Origin of the sequence: Nonomuraea sp. NPDC052116, from assembly GCF_040680035.1 — a bacterium.
In the GTDB taxonomy this organism is placed as follows: Bacteria; Actinomycetota; Actinomycetes; order Streptosporangiales; family Streptosporangiaceae; genus Nonomuraea; species Nonomuraea angiospora_A.
In genome coordinates this window covers 167,672-190,944 of record NZ_JBFAWA010000022.1, presented here as the reverse complement: position 1 = coordinate 190,944, position 23,273 = coordinate 167,672, and the positions used below count along the sequence as shown (strand labels likewise).

Sequence of the window (23,273 nt, the reverse complement as noted above, 5' to 3'; positions counted from 1 at the left end):
TCGCGCGGGCGCCGCACCCCGCACCCCTGGAGCGCACGCATCGTGACTCCTCCGCTCTATGAAGGGAGCGGCTTCTCGCTAAGCCGCTTGCGCAGCCTCGCGAAGGGCAAGCCCTGCCCTCAAGATGTTGATCGCCGCGTTCACGTCGGCGTGCGCGTAAAACCCGCACCCCGTACATCGGAAGACGGCTTGGGTGACACGGTTCTCCTTCGCGCAGTGCCCGCAGCGCGAGCAGGTACGGGAGGTGTTGGCGGGGTTCACTGCGATCAGCTCTCGACCGGCGCTTTCAGCCTTGTGCGACAGGATCGTCAGGAACGCGGACCAGCCCGCGTCGAGAATGCTCTTGTTCAGCCCGGATTTAGCCGACTGGCCGTTAGCCAGGTAGCCGCCTTCGCCGTCCGGTTTCGGCGCGGCACGCCGGGTCATGCCCGCGACGTTCAGCGCTTCGTGCACGATCACGTCGTAGCCGCGGACCAGCGCGAGCGCGGCCTTGTGCGCCGAGTCGAGGCGTTGCCGCCGCACCTTGGCGTGCAGGGCCGCCACCCGCGCGACGGCCTTACGGCGCCGCTTGGATCCTCGTTTCTTACGGGCGAGCTCTCGCTGGGCCGCTGCCAGACGGCTCGCGGAGGTGGCAAGGTGCCGCTGGTTGTCGATGTGGTCGCCGTCGCTGGTCGTGGCCAGCGAGGCGACGCCCATGTCAATACCCGCGACCGCGCCCGTCGCGGGAAGGGTTTGTGCGGGCACGTCATCGCACGACAGCACGACGAACCAGCGGGCGCCTTCCCGCTTGATGCTGATCGTCTTGACGGTGCCCGGCGCACGGCGGTGCTGGTGGACCCGGACATGACCGACGCCCTGCAGCCGCACGTAGGTCGCGGTCGGGTAGTGGGGCTGGGAGTCCCACCGGCAGCCGTCGCCGTCCTTGGGCCACTCGACCGTGTCGAACCAACCCCGGCCCTTGAAACGCGGGAACCCTGGCGTGCGGCCTGCTTTGACGCGGTCGAAGAACGCCCGGTACGCCTTGTCCAGCCTGCGGAGGGTGGCCTGCTGGGAGGAGAACGACCATCGGCCCTGACCGTCGGGGTCGTCGGCGCGGATGTGCTTCAGCTCCGCCGACTGCTCGCCGTAGCGCACCGTCACCCCGACTTTGCGGTAGGCCGTACGGCGGTGTTCGAGAGCCGCGTTGTACAGCTCCCGGTGGTCTTCCAGGCACTGGGCGAGCGCGGCGGCCTGCTTGCCGGTGGGGCGCAGCAGGAACTTGAACGACCTGCGCACACCCACCCCCACGCTCGGTAACGAGGCCACCACGATATCGGCTGGCACCGACAAACCCGGAAGGAAATCTGTGACCCGCGGACCTGACAGGTCAAGGCACGCTCGGGCCTTGACGGCCCTCCCGCTCCCGATTCCCCCGTCGCCTGAAGACGACGGTTACCTCGGGAGACTCTGATGGACGACCTCTCGCGCCGTGGCTTCCTCTTCACCGCGACCCTCGCCGTCACCCTCGCCTCGGGCTCGCCCACCTCCGCCTTCGCCTCAGGCTCGCCCGCCTCCATCGCCGGTCCTGCCGGGGCGGGCTGGTTCGCGCGGCCGCGCCGGGCCGTGCGGCCGATGGTGCGCTGGTGGTGGCCCGACGCCCACGTCGATCCCGCCGAGATCCGGCGGGAGGTGGACGTGCTCGCGGACGCCGGGTTCGGCGGGGCGGAGATCGCGGCGGTGCACCACAGCATCCGCGACAAGTCCGTGCTGGACCCGGCCCGGCACGGCTGGGGCACCCCCGCCTGGAACGCCGCCGTCGAGGCCGCGCTCGACCAAGCGGCCCGGCGCGGCCTGACCATCGACCTCACCATCGGCCCGTCCTGGCCGGCCGCCGTCCCCACGATCACGCCGGAGCACCCGGCCGCGGTCAAGGAGCTGGCGCACGGCTCGGTCACCGTGGCCGGTGGCGCCACGTACGCGGGCGAGGTGCCGCCGCCCGCCGTCGCCGGGCATCCCGCGCGTACGCTGCTGCTGGTCCAGGCGGCCCGGCTCGATCCCGCGAACTCCACCCGCAAGGAGACCGGCCTCGACCCCGCCTCGGTGATACGGGTGCCCGTGAGCGACGGGCGCGTCGACTGGACGGCGCCCGCCGAGGGCGAGTGGGTGCTGATCGCGTACTGGGAGCGGGGCTCGGGCCAGCGTCCCGAGTCCGGCCCGCACACCGTGCCCGAGGCGTACGTGGTGGACCACTTCAGCCGGGCGGGAACCCAGGCGGTGATCGACTACTGGGAGTCCACGCTGCTCACGCCCGCCGTGCGGCGGCTGCTGAAGCGGGCGGGCGGTGCGCTGTTCGAGGACTCCATCGAGATCGAGAGCGACGCGCTGCCGTGGACGCCGGGGCTGCTCGCGGAGTTCGAGCGGCGGCGGGGGTACTCGCTGGCACCGTACCTGCCGGTGGTGGTGCTGGCGGACGAGGACCCGGTCTTCGCGTACGACGCCGTGCTGACCAGGCATGCCCGCAAGGACTACTGGGACACGGTCTCCGAGCTGTTCAACGAGCACCACTTCGGGATGCTGCGCGACTGGGCGCATTCGATCGGCCTGGAGCTGCGCGCGCAGCCGTACGGGCTGCAGACCGACGCCATCGCCGCCGCGGCCGTCCTGGACGTGGCCGAGGGTGAGTCGCTCGGTTTCAAGAACCTCGACGACTATCGCTGCCTGGCCGGGGGCCGGGACCTGGCGGGGCGCGAGGTGCTGTCGTGCGAGGCGGGGGCGTACGCGGGCGGGGCGTACACGACGACCTGGACGAAGCTGCTGCGCACGATGGGGGGCGCGTACGCGGCGGGGCTCAACCAGACCGTCCTGCACGGTTTCTCCTACGCCACGGCGCCGGGCGCGGCCTGGCCCGGGTTCGCCGCCTTCACCCCTTACTCCGGGACAGTCGGCTACGCCGAGTCCTGGGGCCCGCGCCAACCCACCTGGCGTCACATCACCGACATTTCCCGATATTTCGCTCGAATCCACCAGATCATGCGAGAAGGCGCACCACGTGCGGACGTGGCGGTCCTACGCCAGACCGGCTACACCAAGACCGGCATCGGCGCCGCCTGGTTCACCGCGAGCGGCGTCCCCACCGGGTGGACCCACCAGTTCATCAGCGCACCCCTGCTCGACCTGCCGTCCGCCTGCGTCTCGGGCCGCCGGCTGGCGCCTTCCGGGCCCGCCTACAAGGCGCTGTTCGTGGAGGGCGACCGCTTCTACGCCTCCGAGTGCACGATGACGGTCGCGGTGGCGCGGCGGCTGCTGTCGTACGCGCGGGCCGGGCTGCCCGTCGTACTCCTCGGCGCGTGGCGGTCCGCCTCGGTGCCGGGGGTGGCCGCGGAGGGGGAGAACGAGCGGCTTCGAGCGGTTCTGACCGACCTGCTGGCCGAGCCGTCCGTCCGGCTGATCGCGGACCAGGCGGAGGTCCCGGCCGCGCTCGCCACCCTCGGCGTGCGGCCCGACATGCGCTACGCCACCGTATCCACCCTCCTCGCAGCCCGCCGGGTGGCCGGCGACGTGGACTACTACTACCTCTGCAACGGCAAGCACACCGAGAACCCGAAGCCACCGGTGGCACCCATCGACCACGACGTCACGCTGGCGCGCACGGCCCGCGACGGCGTCCCGTACTTCCTGAACCCGTGGACCGGCCGCGCCGAGCGCCTGGCGCTCTACACGACCGACACCGACGGGATCCGGCTACGGGTGAAGCTACGCCCCGGCGAGTCGACGATTCTGGCCATCGGCCGCCCCGGCCTCTTCGGCACCGGCCCGGTGCAGGAACCTCACGCCGTGACGACGGACGCCGACCTGGTGCGGTACGACCTGGGCACGCTGGTCGTACGCGCCTCCCGCGCCGGGACCTACACCACCACGCTCTCCGACGGCCGAACCGTCACCACCGTGATCGGCCCGGTCCCTGAGCCGGTGCCCCTGTCGTCATGGCGGCTGGAGGTCGAGGACTGGCGCCCGGAGGGCACTGCCACGCACCGGCTGATCCTCGACCAGCTCACCTCCTGGTCGGACATCCCCGAGCTGGCCGACACCTCCGGCATCGGCGTTTACACCACCGATGTACGGCTGGAGGGCGGGGCGTACCTGGAGCTCGGCGCGGTCACCGACACCTGCCGCGTCCTCGCCGACGACCGCCGCCTGGCCCCCGTGAACCAGCTCAACCCGGTCGTGGACCTCGGCCGTGGCGTCCGCAGGCTCCAGGTGGAAGTAGCCACACCCCTCGGCAACCGACTCAGGGTGACGGACCCGACGGTCTACGGCGGCCTGACCCGCCAACCGTACGGCCTCATCGGCCCGGCCCGCCTCGTCCCGTACGTGGAGACCCGCCTGCACCCCGACCTCGAACCATGATCATCATACCAATGGTATGATGAGGGCATGAACGCTGCAGCAAGCGAAGCCATGCCCGACTGCACGGAATCATCTCGGGCCGCGCTCTATATTGCCCACGACGTACCTGGCCCGAAGGTCAAAAAGGCCATCAGCATGCCGGAGCAACTCGCCGCCGAAATCGATGCGCGTATCGGCCGTGGTGAATTCTCCGCTTTCATGGCCAAAGCCGCCCAACACTGGCTCGCTTTGATGAAGACGGGCGAGATAGTCGATGAGTACGAGCGGCAGCACGGCCCTATCAGTGAAGAGCGATTGGAGCAAGCGAGGCGTCGGTGGCGCGACGCCTGAAGCAACTCCCGGTGACAACTGCCGGGCCGCTGCTGGTGCTCGACGCTCAGGCTCTCTCGCTCCTGGCCGACAACCACGCCAGCACCGTGGACCTGGTGGAAGTGTCTCGCGAGGACGGGTATGCAGCAACCATCAGTGTCGTCACCCTCGCCGAGCAACGCAGGACCGGACAGGCGGCGGCACGCATGCGCTGGCTCCGCTCTCGGTTGGTGATCGTGCCTGTCACCGAGCAACTGGCCGATCTGGCGGCGGGGCTGCTGGAATACGCCGGACTCGATGGTCATAGCAACGTCGTCGACGCGCTCGTGACTGCTACAGCGGCCTCAGCCAACGCCCCGGGCCGCCTGCTCACTGCCGACGGCTCCCACATTCCCGCTTTGTGCAAGGCCGCCGTTGAGTTGGGGGCGCGGCAGATCCAGTGGCTCAAGGTCTAGAAAGCACATGTCTTCGCTCCGCAGAGGCTGAGGTACCCGGCAGATCGTGGAATCGCAGGACGTCCCGGCTTGCGCCGAACAGGCAGCAGCGGCTCCAGCACCGCCCACCGCGCACCGGTCAAATCCGCCCGCACTGCCACCAGTAGGGTCTCCGTGTTCGTTGGGCTTCTTGGTCGTTGACTCATCTACCAGCGACCTCACCGCTGCGTCATCTGCGTCGATCGTCGGCACACCGGTGCCCAAGACGTTCAGCCGAACTCACATCCACCCTGCCCCCAATTCGCCAGAACGGGCCCCTTTCGCGCCCGGGCCGCCGGCACCTATTCACATCCCGGGGGAGAAACACACCGGACGCCGGTAGAAACAATCACACCCGAGCACGAAGCGATGACCTGCACGAACTCCAACGGTGTGGCACTGTGCTCACCGTCAGACCTTGCATCCGCGCACTGGTGCGGGATTGCCCTTCCCACCTTCGCAAAGGCAGGAATGCGGTGAACATAGAGGCACAGATCCTCGCTTTGATAACGCGTATCCGGGCGCTCGAGGAGAGCATGCAGCCCGGAGACGACAGCTCCAAGACGATCAGCATTGCCCTGGTGGTGGCGGAACTCGCCGACATCCGGGCCGAGATGAGACAAGACCTCGCGGCCCTCGGTGACGAACTCGCCGGCCTTCGCCGCCATATGAACGACCGCTTCGCCACCATGCAGTCCGAGCTGCTGCACAGGCTCGGCGGGCTCCCACCCGAAGTGATCAACTAGCGACCCGGGAGGCCAACCGATCACAGGACGGCAAACCAGCCCCGTCTGAGGCTGCCCTTCACACACGGAGTCTCAGGCGGGGCCGCTCCCTTTAAACGCCTTGGGCGGTGACAAGGCAGGCAACTGGAAGCGGTGGTACACGGAGAACATCCGCTGGCCGAAGCGCGGGAAGAACGCGGCTTGGGGCAGAAAGCCGTTGCAGCGATCATGGATGTGAGTGTTGCCCCGGTTTCGCGGATCGAGCATGGCGAGGTGGGGTCTCTCGATTCACCGAGAAGCCTGTAGACAGCGCAGCCGGACGCCTCTTCGATCACGCATCATCCAACAGAGAAGGTCTGCCGGGTTCAGGGTGTGGAGGAGGGCTCGGGGGTACCGTTGGGCCACAGGCAGGTGGAGGTGGAGCCCAGGGTGAGCACGTCGCCCTCCGACCTTCCGATGGTGATATAGAAGTCGTCAGGGCGCGAGCGACCGTAGAGCTGCAGGCCGTTCTCGGACTCGGCCTGAATGTGGTGGCCTTGGCTCTTCCAGTTCGCCTTCACCTCGGCGATCACCTTCTTGAGCGAGTCCTTGGGCAGCCCTCGAAGGTAGTACGTGCGATTGATGATGAGCCGATCTTCGGAGCCTCCGTCGACCGGGTCGAGGTAGAGGCTGTCCCTCCCGCCGTACGGCGGCTCGCCATAGCCAGCCGTTATCGGCGGCCGTCACTGAGCGGCCGAGCATGATATAGCGCGTTTCCGGGCCGATCTTTCCTCCAGAACGCCGCCCCGCTCGTTCACCTGCGGGAACGCTACCGTGCGCCTCCCTCAAGGAGGTTGCGCCACAGGTGCTTCACCTCCGCGTCCCGAAGCCAAGGGCTCTCACTGACCCGGTCGCCCTTGGCCGACCTCTCCGTTCGGCGGATATGGCCGAGGCCGCCCGCCGAGCAGAGCTCGTACACCGTCGGCAGGCATTCGCACGTGTGGCCGCGGACCCTGACGGACTTGCATCTGGTCATCGGGCTGGACCAGTCGATGGCCACGTGGCCCCCTCTCAGTGGCTTCACGTGCGGGCCGTGAAATTCCTCCATCGTGATGCCGACCTCCAAGGCCGATCGTGATTCCGCCTCCGGGCGACGGGACGTCGCTCAACGCGGTGTTCTCCCTGAGCGGGCCGGGCAGGGGTGGGCGACATGCCGGTTCGGGCGGCAGATCACGCCGATCGTGGCGAACCGGCCGCCCTGCAGCCATTCGCCCCACTGCACGTCCACACCGCGGGGCAGCAGATCGAGGGCGGTCTCCAGCCGGTCCTCCAGAGGCACCCCTTCGGGCAGCAGAAGCACCTCGCGCACCTTCGCGTACTCGCCCGCCATCCAGTCCACCGCCTGTTCGGCCTCGTGAATCGTCGCCGCGATGCGTGATGCGGGCTTGGCCAGCCAGTCACCGGTCCGCATCGGCGGCAGCACCGAAGAGAGGAAGTCGGACGAGCTCGGACGGCGCTCGGCCTCGTCGGCGCGATCGGCTCCGGCGCCGATCCAGCGGTAGGCGTGCCAGTGCATGGCGAGGCGCTACCGTACGATTCTGGGAGGCGGCGGCCCCTGTTTGCTTCGATCAAGCAGGGACCGCCGTCCTCGGGGATGCCTAGATGGTGGCTATCCCGGCCGCGCGAAGCTCGTCACCAGTGAACCGGAGGGTCCCGGCGTCCGGGTTTTTCGAGTCACGCAGGGCGTAGGCGTCCGCTACGCCGGGGATCGGGGCGATCAGGACGCAGCTCTCCATCTCCCCCTCCTGCTGGGTTCCGCCGCACATCTTGGTGAAGGGCAGGTCGCCCAGCTGTCCGACGTACAGATCCATTGCGTGATCTCCTTCCGTATGGCCAGCGCTGACTGGATCGCCAAGCGTCACCCACTGTAGCCAAACCTGTAAGGTCATGTCTATAGATATGAGCTCTCAAGAGCTCCTTAGCAGTTCTATGCCTGCACGTCAATGGCTTCGTAGCGTTATGTATGTGACGAACTCCGAAGACATCGAATGGGACGCGACGCTCTACAAGTACGAGCAGATTGCGCAGATCCTTAGCGAGCGCATCCGATCTGGCGTCTACCCGCCGCAAACCGTCCTATCCGAAGTGGCCCTTGAACAGGAGTTCGGCGTCGCCCGGCCAACTGTGCGCCTTGCCATGAAGATCATTCGAGAGCAAGGGCTGATCATCACCAAGCGCGGCAAGGGCTCCGTCGTCATACATCGTGGCGACAACGGAGCCTGAGGAAGCGGGTGTCACGCGATGGTCAGCACCGCTCGCCGGACCGCCGTCAGATCGAAACGCCTCGGATCGAATTCCGCGGCGCTGGTCAGCCCCGCCCATCGCACCAGGTGCTCGTGCTCCTCATGACGGGGGTCGGCCAGAGCGGCCCGGAACTCGCGGTATCCCCACGTCCCGCCACAGTCCTCCGGCGGGCAGGCGCCTTCTCCTGCCACGACCGCCGGATACCGGACACCCTCCTCGGCCACCACCGCCCGCTCGAAGACGATCTCGTGCTCCCAGCTGTCGCCGAAGTCGTACTCCCAGCTGATCCGCGCGCCCGCGCCGCCCGCCACCTCGGCCAGGGTGGTCGTCGTCTCGTCCAGCAGGCCGTCGTCCCATTCGAGCGAGGGCCGGCCGTAGCGCCGCTCTCCGATGGTGAAGACGTGCAGGTGATAGTCCTCCCATCCCATGGCCACGGCCAGGATGCGGTGCAGGCGCTCCAGCGAGATCCCGGCTGACACCCGTAGCCGCCGCCACACCACCGGGTCTTCGGTGTCCAGCAGCGTGACCTTGAGTTCGTACACCGGTTCCCCCGGAGCGGCCTCCCCCAGCGTGCGCCGTATCTCCTCCTGGCCGAGCGGGGTCAGCGCGGCTTCCCCGTTCGTCAGCTCGATCGCTCCCAGGTGCGCCAGCGCGCTCAGCATCCGTTCGGTGTCCTGGTCGTTGGTTTTCCGGGCGCGTTCGGGCTTCTCGATGAGGAACGGTGCCGACGCCCGTTCCCAGGACAGCTCGTACAGCTCCGTCAGCGGCGCGGACCCGCCGTACAACCGGGTCAGCAGGGTATGCACCACAGGTGCGAACTCCTCGTGCAACGGCGAGGTCCACCACCCGGCTGGGCACACGGCCTCCGCCAGCCGTGGGAACGCCTCGAACGCCGCCTGCCACAGCGCGGCCGGGCAAGCGAGCGTCGGGGCGGCCTTCTTCACCGGGACCAGCCGTCCTTTGACCACCCGCACCAGGCCGGCGGCCCTGGCCCACAGGAAGACCCTCTGCAACCCGGAGAGCTCGGCGCTGGACGTGGTCTTGAACACCCTCCCACCGATGTCCGGGTCGACCACGTCACCGGTGTCCAACAGGTCCACCAGGGTCCTGGCGTCGGCCAGAGTGATCTGGCCGGTGGCGGTCAGTTTCCGGCCCGCGCCGACCCACTCGGTGAAAGCGCGCAGTTCCCGCACCACCGGAGAGTTCTCTACCTTATGCACCCATCCAGCTAACACCAGTGACACGCCCTTACGCTGGAGTCCGTGGACGCGGAACGTGGACGAGCCTTGCGGCAGGAATACCCCGAGCTGGTCTCCGAGCTGGCCCGCTTCCTGCGCGAACACGGCGAGGACAGCCTGGCCGCGCTGGTCTCGCACATCCGCCGAGCCGACGCCGACGGGTTGAGGGATGGGCCTGCGCCACAAGCGCCGGCCCACCTTGATCACCATGCTCGGCCGCTTGTGACCTCCGCGCCCAGGCGGGCGCCGCTCACCCGTAGACCTGTATGGGGTGCTCAGGCCCATAAGCTGGGTTCGTGAATGCCGGAGTGAGACGCGAGTGGTGACGCGCAACGACGTGGCGCGGCTGGCGGGCACCTCGCCCGCCGTGGTCAGCTACGTGATCAACAACGGGCCCCGGCCGGTCTCGGCGGCGGCGCGGCAGCGTGTGCTGGACGCCATCAAGCAGCTCGGTTACCGCCCCAACGCGGTGGCCAGGTCGCTGCGCTCGCGGCGCTCATGGACCATCGGGGTGATCGCCTCCGACAGCGCCGGCGGGAAGAGCCCGTTCTTCGGCCAGTTCACCCGGGCCTGCGAGGAGGTGGCCTGGCAGCGGGGCTACTCGGTGCTGTTCGGCAACTCCGCCGAGGATCCGGCGCGGGCGGAGGGCTATGTCAGGGGGTTCCTGGAGCGGCAGGTCGACGGGTTGGTGCTGATGCGGGTGCCGGTCTCGGCCGATCAGGCCGAGGAGATGCGGGGACGCGTTCCGGTGGTCACCATCGACCACGCGGCGCCGCCGTTCTTCTCCCGGCTCGCGGTGGACGACGAGGAGGGCGGCTACCAGGCCACCCGGCATCTCCTGGAGCACGGCCATCGCCGCATCGGATTCGTCGGCGGCCCGCTGGACATCACCCCGGTGCGGCTCAGGGCCGCGGGCTGGCGCCGCGCGCTCCAGGAGGCCGAGGCTGCTGCCGGGTCGGAGGCGGGGCTGGTCGAGGAGGGGGAGTTGAGTCTGGAGGGTGGCTACGAGGCCGCGCTCCGGCTGCTGTCGTCGCCTTCGCGTCCCACGGCCCTGTTCGCCTCCATCGACGGCCAGGCCATCGGCGCGATGCGCGCCGCCGCCGATCTCGGGCTGCGGGTGCCCGGGGACGTGGCGGTGGTGGGGTTCGACGGGGCGCGGGAGGCGGCGTACACGGTGCCCGGGCTTTCGACGATCAGCCAGCCGATAGACGAGATGGCCCGTCACGCGACGGAGACGCTGGTCGGCGCCATCGAGTCGGAGGGGGTGGAGCCGGTGACCAAGATCTTCTCCGCCACGCTGGTCACCCGTGGCTCCTGCGGCTGCCCCGAGCCCCGCCTGCACCACTGATCCCCTGGCCCCAGCCTGCCCCGCTGATCACCCGGCCACGCGTGCCGCGCGGGCAGCGGCTTGTCAGGGCTCTTCCAGCGCGTACGCGATCGCCCGGGAGAGCCCGAGCCGCGTGCCGTCCCGGAAGGCCGCCGTGAACGCCTGAGCCCCCAGCTCCCGGCGGGCCCGCTCGGCGCACTCCTGGTGCGATCTCGCCTGGTAGCGCAGCCGCGTCGGGGAGGAGGCCACCGCCTCCCACAGGAGGTGGGCGGCGCCCAGCAGCCGGGCGGCCCGCTCGTACCGGCCGCGTACCCCGGCCGTCCAGGCCAGCGCCTCCAGGCACTGCGTAAGGCCCCACCGGTCGTCCGCGGCGCTCCAGCACGCGGCCACCTCCCGCATCCTGGCCTCGGCCTGCTGCCAGTCGCCCTGCTCCCAGCGGGCCATCCCGACCGCGTACAGCGCGTACGCGCGGAAGAGCGTCGCGTTGCGCCTCTCGCACAACGTCACGAGCTCCTCGCCGTACCCGGCGGCCCGGTCCGGGCGCATCGTGGCGGCGAAGAGGGCGGCGAGATACAGGGTGACCGCCACGGCGTGGACGTCACCCCTCGCCCAGTGCCGGGTGCGGGCCTCCTCCAGGAGCGCGAGCCCGCCCTCGACGTCACCCTCGGCCAACGCCGCCACGCCGGAGAGCTGGACGGCGAACGCGAGCGCTCTCTCGTCCCTCAACTGCCGCGCGAGCGCCAGGCACTCCCGCGCGTCGGCCGCCGCCGCATCGCCCTGGTAGTGGGCGAGCAGCCCGTCGGCCCACAGGCCCATCGCCCTGGCGACGCTCGATCCGGGTACGAGCGCGAGGCCGCGCTTCAGCCAGTACCGGCCTTCGCTGAGACCACCGGCGACGAGCCAGTTGGCCCACAGCTCGGCGGCGATCTCCAGACCGACGTCGGCGTCGCCGGAGCCGCCGAAGCAGAGGTCGAGGGCGACGCGTACGTTGGGCAGCTCCGGCTCCAGCTTCCGCATGCGATCGATCTGGCCCGGCTCCACCCGGTCCACGCGCACCTGCTCGACCAGCCGGCGATAGTGGTCGATGTACCGCTCGCGCAGCGCCTCCGCGTGCGCGGCGGGCAGCTGTTCGCGGCCGTACGCGCGGATGGTCTCCAGCATGCGGTGGCGCGCCCCGGCGCCGTGCGGCTCCGCGACGCCCAGGATGGACTTGTCCACCAGCCCCATCATCAGATCCAGCACGTCCTCGCGGGCCAGGCCCTGCCCGGGGCAGACCGCTTCGGCGGTCTCCACGTCCACTCCCCCCGGGAACATCGACAGCCGCTCCCACAGCCGCCGCTCGCCGGGCGAGCACAGCCCGAAGCTCCACTCCATGGTCGCCCGCAGGGTCTGGTGGCGTGCCAGCCTGCCGGGGCCGGCCCCTCCAGCCGGCAGGGCCGGTGCTTCCAGGCGCTCGTCGAGCTCGTTCACGAGGTCTTCCACGGAGGTCGTCCGCAGCCGTACCGCCGCCAGCTCGATGGCCAGCGGGATCCCGTCCAGGCGCCGGGCCAGCCGGGCGACCGCCCGGGCGTTGGCCGCGTCGACGTGGAAGTCCGGCCGGATCATCGCCGCCCGCTCCGTGAAGAGGCGCACGGCGTCCCGCCGGGCGATGTCGCGGGTACGGTCGCCGGGCCGCGGGATCGGCAGGGACGGCACCGGCAGCACCCGCTCGCCGTACACTCCGAGCGACTGCCGGCTGGTGGCCAGGATCTGCAGCCGCGAGGTGCCGTACAGCAGCTGCTCCACCAGCCGGGCGCACGCGCCGAGCAGATGCTCGCAGTTGTCCAGCACCAGCAGCAGCTGTTTGTCCGCCAGGTGCTCGATCAGCTGGGCCTCGAGGTCCGGTGTGCGGTCGCGGATGCCCAGGGAGGCGGCCACGGCGGGGGCCAGCAGGTCCTCATCCTCGATGGTGGCCAGCTCCACCAGCCGGACCCCCTCCCGGTACCTCCGGGGCAGGATCTCGCTGACGCGTCGCGCCAGCCGGGTCTTGCCGACCCCGCCCACACCGGTCAGGGTCAGCAGGCGGGTCTTGGCCAGGAGCCGCCTGACCTGGGCGATCTCGTGCCGTCGGCCGACGAAGCCGGAGGCGTCGGCCTGCCGCCGGTCCGCCGCCGGCTCCTCGGCGTCCGGAGCGCTCCAGATCGTGTCTTTCACGGACATGATCACTCGCCGCCGGGCGGCCTCTCGCCGGTGCGGCGGGCCTGCTCCGCGACCCAGCCGACGATCTGGGTCCTGGAGTTGAAGCCGAGTTTGCACAGAATGTGCTCGATGTGGCCCTCGACGGTGCGCTGAGCGATCACCAGCGCCGCCGCGATCTCCTTGTTCCGCATCCCCCGGGCGATGAGCTGGGCGATCTCGGTCTCCCGCGGGGTGAGCGGCGTGTACTGGTCCTCCTCGCCGGACGGCCCGGGCGAGGGCGCCTCCTCCATGAGGGCGTACGCGAGCGCCTGGTCGGCGGAGCGCCTGGCCCCGCGCTTGACGGCCGCCTGGAAGGCCGGTTCGCCAAGGGCACGGCGGGTACGGTCCTCGCATTCGTCGTGGTACCGGACGAGGTGGCCGAATCCCAGCAGGGGCGTGCCGATCGCCTCCCAGACGTTGCGCAGAACGCCCAGCAGCGCGCCGGCCCGCGGGTACTCCTCCTGTGCGGCGGCGATCCAGGCCAGCACCTCGATCGTGAGCCCGACCCCGACCGAGTCGTCCAGGGCGTGGAAGACACGCAGGCTCTCCTGCTCCAAGGAGGTCGCGCGCCGCACGTCGCCCTGGCGCCAGCGTTCGATGCCGAGCGCCGTCGTCGTGTACGCCCGGTGCCAGCTCTCGCCGTGGGCGTCGCAGATGGCGATGCCCTCCTCGGCGGCGGCGACGGCGCTGTCCGCACCGCCGAGGAACGAGTGCGCCAGGCAGAGCCAGGTCAGCGCCTGGACCTGGCCCGCCGGGTCCCCACCGGCGCGATGATGGGTCACCGCCTCCTCGAAGGACTTGACGGCCGACTCGGTGTCTCCCGCGTGCATGGCGACCATTCCGGAGTAGAGCGCGACGTAGCCGAGCACCGGTTCCAGCCCGAGTTTCTCGCCGAGCGTCCTGCTCTTGGCCAGCAACCCGACGGCCGAGGCCTGATCGCCCTGGATGATGGCGAGCGAGCCGCATGCCCACAGCGCCCGGGCCCTGACCTCGGACCGGGCGGCGGGCTGCGCGAGTCCCTGTTCGAGCCAGTCGCGGCCTTCGCCCAGGTGGCTGCTGGTGATCCAGTGGTCGAGCAGGTCGCTCGCCATGTCGATGCAGAGCCCGGCGCGCTCGGCCTGGCAGTACTCCAGGGCGGTGCGCAGGTTGGGGTGCTCGACGCGCAGCCGGGTCAGCAGCCGCGCCTGCGCCGGGCCGAACAGCTGCGCCTGCGCCTCACGCGAGAGCCGCCGGTAGTAGTCGCGATACCGGCGTTTCAGCTCCTGCTCCTGCCCGGAGGCCACGAGGCGCTCACGCCCATACTGCCGGATCGTGTCCAGCAGCCGGAATCGCACTCCGTACGGATGTTCCTCGCGGATCAGGACGGACTTCTCCACCAGGCCGATCATCAGATCGAGGATCTCGTCATGGGCGATGCCGGCCCCGGCGCAGACCGCTTCGACCCCCTCCAGATCCAGGCTGCCGGTGAACACCGACAGGCTCGCCCACAGCAGGCGCTCGTGTTCGGTGCAGAGCCCGTGACTCCAGTCGATCAGGGCGCGGAGCGTCCGGTGGCGGGACACCGTGGCACTCGGCCCCGCGCTGAGCAGCCCGAACAGGTCGTCCAGCCGGTCGAGCAGCTGGTGGAGCGAGAGCACGCGCAGCCGCACGACGGCGAGCTCGATGCCGAGCGGCAGACCGTCCAGGCGGCGGCAGATCTGCTCGATCAGGTCCTGGTTCTCGCTCGTGACGGTGAAATCGGGCAGCACGGCCGTGGCTCGCTCGGCGAAGAGCCGTACCGCGTCGGACATGGCGGACGCCGTTTCAGGCTGGGAGTCGCCGCCCGGCAGCGGCAACGTCGGCACGGGGAACGCCTGCTCGCCGACGGCTCCCAGCGGCTGCCGGCTGGTGGCCAGGATGCGCAGGTCCGGGGCGCAACGCAGCAGCGCCTGGGCCATCATGGTGGACTCGTCGAGGACGTGCTCGCAGTTGTCCAGGACGACCAGCGTCCGCCGCTCGCGCAGGTGCTCGGTGAGCACCTGGAGGGGTGGCCGGGCGGTGTGGCTCTGGATCTTCAGCGCGGCGATCGTGGCCTGGGGCAGCAGTGCCGGGTTGTCCAGTTCGGCGAGTTCGACCAGCCAGACCCCGTCGGGGAAGGCCCGCCGCAGGTCGGTGGCGACGCGCAGGGCCAGCCGGGTCTTGCCGACGCCGCCCGGACCGGTGAGGGTGACCATCCGGGCCTCGGAGAGCAAGCGCTTGATCGCCGCTACTTCGTGCCGACGCCCGATGAAACTGGTCACCTCAGCGGGCAGACCGCCGGCGTACGTCTGCGCCGAGGCGCGCAACGTGGCAATGGTCATCGATGCCTCGCATCGGCTCCAGCGAGTGGGTCACCGTACGCGACCAAGAGCCGATATAACCAACATATGCCCATGACGGGCGCTGATGACCCGGACGATATGCCTGGTCAACGGGCATATCTGGACCTTGTACCCAATCATGGGCAACCCCGGCCTCACGCGTGGAACAAATTTTGCGCTGAGTGTCTTACTCGTCACTTAACTGACCATCGCGGTGCTCTGATACGATCTTGGCCCACTGACGGGCTGGAGGCTTGGTGGCCGAAGTGTTGGCCCTGTTGGCCGAGGATCCCAGGACGGCGGGACCCTACCGCCTGGAAGGGCGACTCGGGGTTGGCGGGCAGGGCACCGTCTATCTGGGGCGCGGCGGCGACGGCGGCCCGGTGGCGGTCAAGCTCCTGCACCCGCACCTGATGGCCGACCACCGGGAGCAGAAACGGTTCCTGCACGAGGTGGAGACCGCCAGGCGGGTGGCGCCCTTCTGCACGGCCCAGATCCTCGACTGCGGGTTTCTCGGGGGCAGGCCGTACATCGTCAGCGAGTTCGTGGACGGGCCGTCGCTGCATGACGCCGTACGCGACAACGGGCCGCGCGCGGCGGCAGCCCTGCAGCGGCTGGCGATCAACACCGCGACCGCCCTGATGGCCATCCACGAGGCCGGCGTGGTGCACCGCGACTTCAAGCCCGGCAACGTGCTGCTCGGGCCCGAGGGACCGGTCGTCATCGACTTCGGCATCGCCCGGGCGCTGGACCTCAGCCAGTCGGTCGTCAGCAGCCAGGCCATCGGCAGCCCCGCCTACATGGCGCCCGAGCAGATCTCCGGCGGCGACGTCGGGCCCGCGAGCGACCTGTTCGCCTGGGGCGCGACCATGGTCTACGCGGCCACCGGACAACACGCCTTCACCGGCGAGTCGATCCCCGCCGTCCTGCACACGATCCTGCACGGCGAGCCGGACCTCGGCGGGCTGGACGGGGCGGTGCGGGCGCTGCTGGAGGAGTGCCTGTCCAAGGTCCCGGCCCGGCGGCCCACCGCCGCTCAGGTGATCGAACGCCTGCGCGCTCTGCCGTCCCCCGTCTGGAACACCGTTCCGGTGAGCCGGCCGGGACGCCCGGCGGTCGCCGTTCAGAAGGCGGACGGCCGGCGGCGCGGTCTGATCATGGGTACGGCGGGCGCGACCCTGCTCGTCGCCGCCGCGGCGGCCGGTTACTTCGCGCTCGTGCCCGCCGCGTCCGGCAGCAAGGCGACCGGGACGACCGCGGCGACCGCGGTGGCGTCGGTGCCCGTGGCCTTGCCTTCCTCCAGCACGCCTGAAACGCCGACCACGCAGGACACACCCGCACCGGCGGAGATCGAGCGGTCGCCGGCGGCCGAGGCCGTGCCCAGTACGAGCGCCGTCCCGCGCGGCACGTCGAGCCCGACCCGCAGGGCGCCGCGTACGAAAGCCCCGGTCGTCGAGCCCACCCAGAAGCCGACCAAGAAGCCGACCCGCAAGCCCACGACCAGGCCGACCAGAACCACGCCGCCCCCGAGCAGCCCGCCGGCGCCCTCCCAGGGCTCGATCACCTTCAACGACGCCCACGAATACTGCAAAGCGCAGGGCTACAGCATGGCCGCCGGAAACTGGAGCTCCCTGTCGTGCTTCGGCATGACGACCAAGCCCATCACCGCGACGGCGGTGTGCCAGTGGAAGTATCAGGGCCGCGAGGCGGTCGCCGAGGAGCCTCAGTTCGCGTATTCGCAGGAGACGGCCTGCCGGTTGTCATGATGATCAGGCCTTCGTGGCGGCGGCCACGATGCGGCGGACGATCTCCTGGGTGATGGGCTCCGGCGAGCCCGAGACGGTGACCCGGGTCCGTCCGCCCCCGGGCACGAACGTGCTGGAGCCGTCCGCCCCCACCTCCACCCGGCCCTCCGGACTGAAGGCGAACAGGTCCGGCACCAGCATGCTCAGCACCGTGATCGGGTCGTGCGGGCTGTTCCACTCCTCGTTCCAGAACCGCCACCACTGCTCGATCTCCGCCTTCAGCGCCTCCCCCAGCGCCCCGGCCCCCGCGACGGCGGCCACGTCGGCGGCGTCCATCCGGACCGTGGTGGTGATCTCCAGGCCGGTCACCGTGATCGGCGCCCCCGAGCCGAAGACGATGGCCGCCGCCTCCGGGTCGCAGCGCAGGTTGTGCTCCGGCTCGGGGTCGTCGAAGCGGCCGCCCATGATCCACAGGTGCCGGACGTCCCGGGCGAACGACGGCGACGCCGTCAGGGCGTTGGCGAGGTTGGTGAGGGGCCCGACCGCCACGACGTCCACCTGGCCGGGCGCGCGGCTCACCTGATCCACCAGGTACGCCGCCGCGTCCCCGGGGTCGACCGCCTCGGTCTCCAGATCGGTGAAGAGCCCGCCCTCGTGACCCGCCCACCATACGGGCCGGTCCGTCAGGGTCTTGGCCGCCCCCGGGATGACGGTCAGGGACCGGTCCGCGAGACGTACCAGCCGCTTGGCCAGGCGCGCCCGCAGCAACGTGTCACCGTAGACGGTCGTGCAGCCGACCAGGTCCACCTCCGGCGAGCCGAGCAGGACGGCGAGCGCCAGCGCGTCGTCCACGTCGGAGCCGATGTCGGTGTCGAAGATGACGCGCATGGTCGAAGAACTCATGGAGACCCTTCTCGGAGGTTATTTGAGACCGGTGGTGGCGATGGACTGCGTGAAGTGACGCTGGAAGCGCAGGATGATCAGCAGCGGGATGACCGTCAGCACGATCGAGCCCGCGAACAGTTGCCCGTAGTCGATGGTGAACTGGCCGCGCATGTTCGCCAAGGCGATCGGGCCGAGCTGGTGCTCGGCGTCGGTGCCGATGAGCAGCGGCCAGACGTACGACTGCCACTGGAAGATGAACAGCGTCAGGCCCGCGCTCACCAGGGCGGGACGCGAGAGCGGCAGGTAGATCCTGGCGAACACGCCGAACCAGCCGAGCCCGTCGATGCGCGCCGCCTCCACCAGGTCCTTGGGGATGGCCAGGAAGAACTGGCGCAGCAGGAAGATGGCCAGGCCGTGGCCCAGGCCCGGGAGGATGAGCCCGGCGTACGTGTTCGTCAGGTCCCAGTCGCGGAACAGCGTGGCGAGCGGGATCGCGATCGCGTCGAACGGGATGAGGAAGCTGAGCACCACGATCGCGAACAGCGCTCCCTGGCCCCTGAAGCGCACCGCCGACAGCCCGAACGCGGCCGCCGCCGAGATCAGCAGGCCCACGGCCACGGTGGCCAGCGCCACGAGCAGGGAGTTGAGTATCGCGCGGCCGAAGTCGCCGGTGACCAGGCTCGCGTAGTTGCCGAGGGTGGGATCGGCCGGTACGAGCGTCTCCCACGACAGCCGCGAGATGTGCCGGAAGATCTCCGAGCCGCCGCGCAACGAGCTGGACAGGGCCCAGAGCAGGGGCAGCGCGAAGGCCAGGCCGATGATCGTGCCCAGCAGGGCGTACAGACGTCTGGACACGGTCAGTCCCTCCCCCGTAGCAGCCGGAACTGCACGATCACCACGGCCAGGACGAGCAGCACGAGCAGCATCACCTCGGCCTGGGCGAGGTTCAGGTCGCCCACGGAGTAGGCGCGGGTGAAGATGTCGAACATGGTGACGTTGGTGGAGCCCTGCGGGCCGCCGTTGGTCAGCATCTGTACGGGGGCGAAGACGAGGAAGTTCGAGACCGTGTCCGCCACCAGCACGAACGCCAGCGGCCTGCGCAACAGCGGCAGCGTGACATGCCAGAAGCGCGCCCAGGCCGACGCGCCGTCGATCGCGGCGGCCTCGTACAGGGAGGTGGGGATGTCCTGGAGCCCCGCGATGAGGAACATCATCCAGTAGCCGACGCCGATCCACGACAGCAGCACGATCAGCGACCACAGGGCCTGGCCCGGCGAGGTGAGGAACGGCTGCGGCGGGATGCCCAGCACGCTCAGCACCGAGTTGAGCAGGCCGTCCGGCCGGTACGCGACGCTCCAGATCGCCGCCGAGACCGCCGGGGGCACCGCGATCGGCAGGATCACCAGCACCCGCAGGAACCGGACGCCCGCGAAGCGGCGGGTGAACAGGACCGCGAGGGCCAGGGCGGCGGCGATCTGCAGCGGGTTGACGATCAGGCTGAACACGAGCGTGACGCGGACGCTCTGGAGGAACGTCGGGTCGGCGAAGAGCGTGGCGTAGTTGCCCAGGCCGACGAACGTGGTCTCGCCGGTGACCAGGCTGGTGTGGCTCAGGCTGCTGGCGAACGCCATGACGGCGGGGATCAGCCGGAGGACGAGGAGCGCGACCAGGGCGGGCGCCAGGAACGCCAGCGACACCAGCACCGGCCGCCCGACCACCCGGCCGCTCCGCTTACGCCGAGACGACGGCCGCCCGCCCGCCACGCCTCCGCCTCCACCTCCGCCTCCAGACGACAGGTGGTGCCCGTCCGACGCGTCCGTCATCGCAGCTGGGCCCAGGCCGTCTTGACCTCCTGCGTGGCCTGTTCGAGCCGGGTCTTGGGATCGGCGCCGTTCCGGATGTCGGCGAACGCCTTGGTCATGATGTCCTCGAACTGGATGTACCCCACCGACCTGGGCCGCGCGACCGCCGTGTGCTCGGCGTCGTACGTGAGGATCTCGCCGACCCCCTTGCTCTTGTCACCGCCCAGCGCGTCGAGGGTGGGGACGTACTTCTCGAAGGCGGCCCGGTTCGAGGGGATGATCGTGGTGGCCTTCGTGGTCAGCAGGTTGCCCTCGGGGTCGAGCGCGGCGTACTCGAGGAACTTGCGAGCGAGCGGCTGGTTCTCCGAGGCCGGGTTGATGCCCCAGGACCACGAGCCGGTCGGCGTCACCTGCTTGCCGCCCTTGAAGTAGGGGTACGGCGCCACGCCCCAGTCGAGGTCCTTGGCCCCCGAGAAGACGCCCACGTCCCACGGGCCGCCCGCGAAGAAGGCCACCTTGCCCTCGCTGAACAGCGGCGAGGTCTGGAACGAGCCGACCCCGCGCGGCGCCAGCTTGTTCGCGAACAGGTCGCGGTACCAGGTCATCGCCTTCACCCAGCCGTCGGTGGTCAGGTCGGGCGTGAGCATGTCGGGCCCGGTGATCCCGGAGCCGCCGCCGAGCGACTCGGCCAGGCTCTGGAGCTGGTAGTACTGCTCGATCTGCTCGGGGATGAACGCCCACTGGGCGCCGCCCTCGGCCTGGGCCTTCTTGCCCGCCTCGATCGTCTGCTCCCACGTCCAGCGCTTGGCGGGGTCGCTCGGCGGCGGGGTGATCCCGGCCTTCTTCAGCAGGGTCTTGTTGTAGAAGAGGAACTGGTCGGAGGTCCAGATGGGGACGGACCAGAGCTTGCCGTTGTGCTCGTTGACCTCGTACTGGGCGGGCAGGGCCGCCTGCTTGACCCGGTCCTTCCAGTCGCTCAGGTCGACCAGGAACCCCCGGGTGGCCAGCGCCGCGACGCGCGGCTGGTCGACGGTGTAGACGTCGATCGTGTCGTCCTTGGCGGCCAGCCGCTGCTGCAGCGTGCTGTTGAGCTGGTCGAAGGGGATCTGCGTGTACGCGACCTTCACGCCGGGGTTCTTGGCCTGGAACCCGTCGATGACCGGCTGGAACGTCTTGGGATCTTCGGGCCCGACGAACCGCAGCGTCTTCGACGCCGAATCTCCCCCGCCCCCGCCTCCTCCGGATCCGCACCCGGCCGCCAGCACGGCCAGGAGGCTCACCAGGGCCAGGCTCTTCTTCATGGCTTTGCTCCTTCAAGCCTTCCGGCCGCTGACCAGGTCAAGCGCCGACTCTACACGTGTCACATCCACGATGGCCGCCCAGCATGCCACGAACCCCCACGAACCGACAAGACCTCCCACTCTTGACCGATCTTGTCGAGGCGTCTACATATATATTCAAAGCCAACTATCCATTCGCTCTCAGAGAGGTGAATGTGAAGGCCCCGATCACCGCGCTCCTCACCACAGCGCTCGCCTTATCCCTCACTCCCCCACCCTTCACCTCCCCGGGAACGACCTCCCTAGCCAGCGCCGGGACCGCATCCACCAGCAAAGCCGCATCCACCACCGCCGCAACGCCCACCAGCGGAGCCACAACCACCACCGACGGGACGACCACCCGCACCAGAACCACACCCACCCCCAACGGAGCGACCACCAGCACCAGAACCACAACCAACCCTGGCGGAGCGACCACCAGCACCAGAACGACAGCCACCACTACAGCGGCAGCGGCCACCACCAACGGGGCCCCAGCCACTGTCGACGGAGCCACGACCACCAGCAGCAGTGCCACAACCGTCATCGACAGAGCGACGACCAGCGGAGCTGCAGCCGCCATCGGGGCGGCAAGCGTCAACGGACCGAGCACGACCGAGAGGGCGGGGACCCTCGCAGAACCAACCGTGGCCGATGGGGCGGGGGCTCTCAGCGGACGGGATGCGCCCAATGGGGCGAGAACCCTCGGCGGACCAGACGCCGGCGGTGGGGCGGGGGTGCGGTTTTCGGTGCCGGGGCGGGCGAGGGGGACCTGCGTGGACGCGCCGTTGAAGATCAGCTTCCCGGCACCCCCGACGCTGGGTTCCTCAGGCGCGATCGAGGTGCGCCGGGTCGCCGACGGCACGTTGGTCGATCGGGTCGAAGCCGCCGCGGCCAAAGCCGACAAGAAGAACATCGGCGCCGCCGTCTCCGACACGGGCCTGCCGCACGACTTCTCGTACGAATCGATCATGATCGACGGCAACACGGCCAACGTGTACCTGCACCGGCAACTCGAGTACGGACAGGAGTACTACGTCACCGTCGACCCCGAGGTGTTCGCGGGGTTCGGCGGGGTGCAGGAAGCCGGAAGGTGGGGCTTCAAAACCCGGAAGCAGGGGGTTCAGAGCCGGCACCTGACGGTTTCCGGGGCTGGGACCGGGGACTTCTGTACGGTGCAGGGCGCCGTCGACGCCGTGCCGACCGGCAATCAGTCACCTGTGACGATCGACGTCCGACCGGGTGTCTACACCGAGATCGTCTACGTACGCGAGGACCGGCCGCACATCACCGTACGCGGGGCGGGCGCGGGCCGGACCGTGATCCAGTACCCCAACAACGATCTGCGTAACGGCGACGCGGCGCTGCGCCAGGGCGGCCCCGCCGATGTGTGCCCGCGCCGCGTGCTGGAGACCTCGGACCTGCACAATTGCTGGCGGGCCATGTTCGGGGTGGACGCGGCGGACTTCCGGATTCAGAACCTCACACTTCACAACACGACCCCCGACGGCGGCTCGCAGGCGGAGGCGTTCCGGGGCAACAACGAGCGGATCGCACTCGAACGCGTGGACCTGCGCAGCCACCAGGACACCCTGCGCCTGCAGGGCAAGGGGTTCGTCACCGACAGCCGGATCAGCGGCGACACCGACTTCGTGTGGGGCACCGGCACGGTGTTCATCCAGGACTCGGTGCTGGAGTCGACGGATGCCGGCTACATCTCGCAGAGCCGCAACGACGCGACCCGGCCGGGCGCGGTGTTCGTCCGCACCAAGCTGACGCGCGCCCCCGGCGTTCTGGACGGCTCGGTAGTGCTGAGCCGCAGCGCTGTGTGGCGGTTCACGCACAGCCAGGCGGTGTTCATCGACACCAAGATGGACGGCCACATCGCCCCCGTCGGCTGGGCCATCGACCCGAACGACTGCGCGCAGGCACAGACTCTCTCCTTCTTGGAGTACGGCAGCACCGACCTCACCACGGGCCGCCCCATCGACACCGCGCAACGACTGCCCTGCTCCCGGCAGCTGACGACCGCCGAGGCGGAGAAGTGGAGCGACCCGTCGTTCGTCCTGGGCGGCTGGAATCCCCGGCCACGCTGAGCCGGGCAGCGACGCACCTCCGGCCACCGAACCAAGGCGGCACACCTCCCAGCCACCGGACCGGAGCGATGCGCCACCGGCCACCGAGCCAGGAACGGTGCGCCACCGGCCACCGAGCTGGGGCGGTGC

The 23,273-nt window shown here is 69.8% G+C and carries 21 protein-coding genes; 9 read left to right on the top strand and 12 right to left on the bottom strand.

Annotated elements, in window-relative coordinates; all coding sequences use genetic code 11:
• Positions 1 to 78: 78 nt before the first annotated feature.
• Positions 79 to 1,323, bottom strand: a complete 1,245-nt coding sequence (locus AB0L65_RS36815; RefSeq protein ID WP_364255168.1) for a transposase — start codon at positions 1,321 to 1,323, stop codon at positions 79 to 81.
• Positions 1,324 to 1,449: 126 nt separating this feature from the next.
• Here AB0L65_RS36815 and AB0L65_RS36810 point away from each other — a divergent pair, with 126 nt between their 5' ends.
• The 5 genes from AB0L65_RS36810 to AB0L65_RS36790 all read left to right on the top strand — a co-directional run bounded on the left by AB0L65_RS36810 (position 1,450) and on the right by AB0L65_RS36790 (position 6,199).
• Positions 1,450 to 4,386 carry a glycosyl hydrolase gene (locus AB0L65_RS36810; RefSeq protein ID WP_364255165.1) on the top strand — a complete coding sequence of 979 codons (2,937 nt, stop codon included), beginning with the start codon at positions 1,450 to 1,452 and terminating at the stop codon, positions 4,384 to 4,386.
• Between the two features lie 27 nt (positions 4,387 to 4,413).
• Positions 4,414 to 4,716: a hypothetical protein gene (locus AB0L65_RS36805; protein ID WP_364255162.1), complete on the top strand. Its 303-nt coding sequence runs from the start codon at positions 4,414 to 4,416 to the stop codon at positions 4,714 to 4,716.
• Positions 4,701 to 5,150, top strand: a complete 450-nt coding sequence (locus AB0L65_RS36800; RefSeq protein ID WP_364255159.1) for a hypothetical protein — start codon at positions 4,701 to 4,703, stop codon at positions 5,148 to 5,150. The genes AB0L65_RS36805 and AB0L65_RS36800 overlap by 16 nt, the downstream gene beginning before the upstream one ends.
• A gap of 419 nt (positions 5,151 to 5,569) precedes the next feature.
• A complete protein-coding gene (locus tag AB0L65_RS36795) occupies positions 5,570 to 5,914 on the top strand; it encodes a hypothetical protein (RefSeq protein WP_364255156.1) in 345 nt (114 codons plus the stop codon).
• A gap of 132 nt (positions 5,915 to 6,046) precedes the next feature.
• Entirely contained in the window at positions 6,047 to 6,199 is a 153-nt protein-coding gene (locus tag AB0L65_RS36790; RefSeq protein ID WP_364255153.1) for a helix-turn-helix transcriptional regulator, read from the top strand.
• 59 nt (positions 6,200 to 6,258) lie between these two features.
• Here AB0L65_RS36790 and AB0L65_RS36785 read toward each other — a convergent pair whose 3' ends face one another.
• The 3 genes from AB0L65_RS36785 to AB0L65_RS36775 all read right to left on the bottom strand — a co-directional run bounded on the left by AB0L65_RS36785 (position 6,259) and on the right by AB0L65_RS36775 (position 7,743).
• Positions 6,259 to 6,465, bottom strand: a complete 207-nt coding sequence (locus AB0L65_RS36785) for a hypothetical protein (RefSeq protein WP_364255150.1) — start codon at positions 6,463 to 6,465, stop codon at positions 6,259 to 6,261.
• Positions 6,466 to 7,037: 572 nt separating this feature from the next.
• On the bottom strand, positions 7,038 to 7,448 hold the full coding sequence (locus AB0L65_RS36780) for a hypothetical protein (RefSeq protein WP_364255147.1): 411 nt from the start codon (positions 7,446 to 7,448) through the stop codon (positions 7,038 to 7,040).
• Between the two features lie 82 nt (positions 7,449 to 7,530).
• The gene (locus AB0L65_RS36775; RefSeq protein ID WP_364255144.1) at positions 7,531 to 7,743 is read right to left on the bottom strand and encodes a DUF397 domain-containing protein; all 213 of its coding nucleotides are present in this window, start codon (positions 7,741 to 7,743) and stop codon (positions 7,531 to 7,533) included.
• Between the two features lie 154 nt (positions 7,744 to 7,897).
• Here AB0L65_RS36775 and AB0L65_RS36770 point away from each other — a divergent pair, with 154 nt between their 5' ends.
• Positions 7,898 to 8,155 (top strand): winged helix-turn-helix domain-containing protein, encoded by a 258-nt coding sequence (locus tag AB0L65_RS36770; protein WP_364255141.1) that lies wholly within the window; start codon positions 7,898 to 7,900, stop codon positions 8,153 to 8,155.
• Positions 8,156 to 8,166: 11 nt separating this feature from the next.
• Here the strand turns inward: AB0L65_RS36770 and AB0L65_RS36765 are convergent, their stop codons facing one another.
• On the bottom strand, positions 8,167 to 9,396 hold the full coding sequence (locus tag AB0L65_RS36765; protein WP_364255138.1) for a plasmid pRiA4b ORF-3 family protein: 1,230 nt from the start codon (positions 9,394 to 9,396) through the stop codon (positions 8,167 to 8,169).
• Between the two features lie 340 nt (positions 9,397 to 9,736).
• Between AB0L65_RS36765 and AB0L65_RS36760 the strand changes: the two genes are divergently transcribed.
• A complete protein-coding gene (locus AB0L65_RS36760; protein WP_364255135.1) occupies positions 9,737 to 10,762 on the top strand; it encodes a LacI family DNA-binding transcriptional regulator in 1,026 nt (341 codons plus the stop codon).
• Between the two features lie 63 nt (positions 10,763 to 10,825).
• Here AB0L65_RS36760 and AB0L65_RS36755 read toward each other — a convergent pair whose 3' ends face one another.
• Both AB0L65_RS36755 and AB0L65_RS36750 read right to left on the bottom strand, forming a co-directional pair.
• Complete coding sequence (locus tag AB0L65_RS36755; protein WP_364255132.1) at positions 10,826 to 12,940, bottom strand: AAA family ATPase; 2,115 nt, start codon at positions 12,938 to 12,940, stop codon at positions 10,826 to 10,828.
• Between the two features lie 2 nt (positions 12,941 to 12,942).
• Positions 12,943 to 15,297 (bottom strand): LuxR C-terminal-related transcriptional regulator, encoded by a 2,355-nt coding sequence (locus tag AB0L65_RS36750; protein ID WP_364255129.1) that lies wholly within the window; start codon positions 15,295 to 15,297, stop codon positions 12,943 to 12,945.
• A 257-nt stretch (positions 15,298 to 15,554) separates the two neighbouring features.
• Here AB0L65_RS36750 and AB0L65_RS36745 point away from each other — a divergent pair, with 257 nt between their 5' ends.
• Positions 15,555 to 17,063: a protein kinase gene (locus AB0L65_RS36745; RefSeq protein WP_364255126.1), complete on the top strand. Its 1,509-nt coding sequence runs from the start codon at positions 15,555 to 15,557 to the stop codon at positions 17,061 to 17,063.
• Between the two features lie 3 nt (positions 17,064 to 17,066).
• Here AB0L65_RS36745 and AB0L65_RS36740 read toward each other — a convergent pair whose 3' ends face one another.
• The 5 genes from AB0L65_RS36740 to AB0L65_RS36720 form a co-directional block, all read right to left on the bottom strand.
• The gene (locus AB0L65_RS36740; RefSeq protein ID WP_364255123.1) at positions 17,067 to 17,945 is read right to left on the bottom strand and encodes a nucleoside hydrolase; all 879 of its coding nucleotides are present in this window, start codon (positions 17,943 to 17,945) and stop codon (positions 17,067 to 17,069) included.
• A gap of 18 nt (positions 17,946 to 17,963) precedes the next feature.
• Positions 17,964 to 18,782: a carbohydrate ABC transporter permease gene (locus AB0L65_RS36735; RefSeq protein WP_364255120.1), complete on the bottom strand. Its 819-nt coding sequence runs from the start codon at positions 18,780 to 18,782 to the stop codon at positions 17,964 to 17,966.
• A gap of 2 nt (positions 18,783 to 18,784) precedes the next feature.
• Complete coding sequence (locus AB0L65_RS36730; RefSeq protein ID WP_355201073.1) at positions 18,785 to 19,645, bottom strand: sugar ABC transporter permease; 861 nt, start codon at positions 19,643 to 19,645, stop codon at positions 18,785 to 18,787.
• A 101-nt stretch (positions 19,646 to 19,746) separates the two neighbouring features.
• On the bottom strand, positions 19,747 to 21,030 hold the full coding sequence (locus tag AB0L65_RS36725; protein ID WP_364255117.1) for a sugar ABC transporter substrate-binding protein: 1,284 nt from the start codon (positions 21,028 to 21,030) through the stop codon (positions 19,747 to 19,749).
• 166 nt (positions 21,031 to 21,196) lie between these two features.
• Positions 21,197 to 21,661: a hypothetical protein gene (locus AB0L65_RS36720; RefSeq protein ID WP_364255114.1), complete on the bottom strand. Its 465-nt coding sequence runs from the start codon at positions 21,659 to 21,661 to the stop codon at positions 21,197 to 21,199.
• A gap of 163 nt (positions 21,662 to 21,824) precedes the next feature.
• Between AB0L65_RS36720 and AB0L65_RS36715 the strand changes: the two genes are divergently transcribed.
• Positions 21,825 to 23,144 carry a pectinesterase family protein gene (locus AB0L65_RS36715; protein ID WP_364255111.1) on the top strand — a complete coding sequence of 440 codons (1,320 nt, stop codon included), beginning with the start codon at positions 21,825 to 21,827 and terminating at the stop codon, positions 23,142 to 23,144.
• Positions 23,145 to 23,273 lie beyond the last annotated feature (129 nt).

Excerpts from the sequence above, each read along its gene's own strand:
- AB0L65_RS36810 (WP_364255165.1), top strand. The coding sequence starts at position 1,450 with ATGGACGACCTCTCGCGCCGTGGCTTCCTCTTCACCGCGACCCTCGCC.
- AB0L65_RS36805 (WP_364255162.1), top strand. The coding sequence starts at position 4,414 with ATGAACGCTGCAGCAAGCGAAGCCATGCCCGACTGCACGGAATCATCT.
- AB0L65_RS36780 (WP_364255147.1), bottom strand. The coding sequence starts at position 7,448 with ATGCACTGGCACGCCTACCGCTGGATCGGCGCCGGAGCCGATCGCGCC.
- AB0L65_RS36775 (WP_364255144.1), bottom strand. The coding sequence starts at position 7,743 with ATGGATCTGTACGTCGGACAGCTGGGCGACCTGCCCTTCACCAAGATG.
- AB0L65_RS36755 (WP_364255132.1), bottom strand. The coding sequence starts at position 12,940 with ATGTCCGTGAAAGACACGATCTGGAGCGCTCCGGACGCCGAGGAGCCG.
- AB0L65_RS36750 (WP_364255129.1), bottom strand. The coding sequence starts at position 15,297 with ATGACCATTGCCACGTTGCGCGCCTCGGCGCAGACGTACGCCGGCGGT.
- AB0L65_RS36740 (WP_364255123.1), bottom strand. The coding sequence starts at position 17,945 with ATGAGTTCTTCGACCATGCGCGTCATCTTCGACACCGACATCGGCTCC.
- AB0L65_RS36725 (WP_364255117.1), bottom strand. The coding sequence starts at position 21,030 with ATGAAGAAGAGCCTGGCCCTGGTGAGCCTCCTGGCCGTGCTGGCGGCC.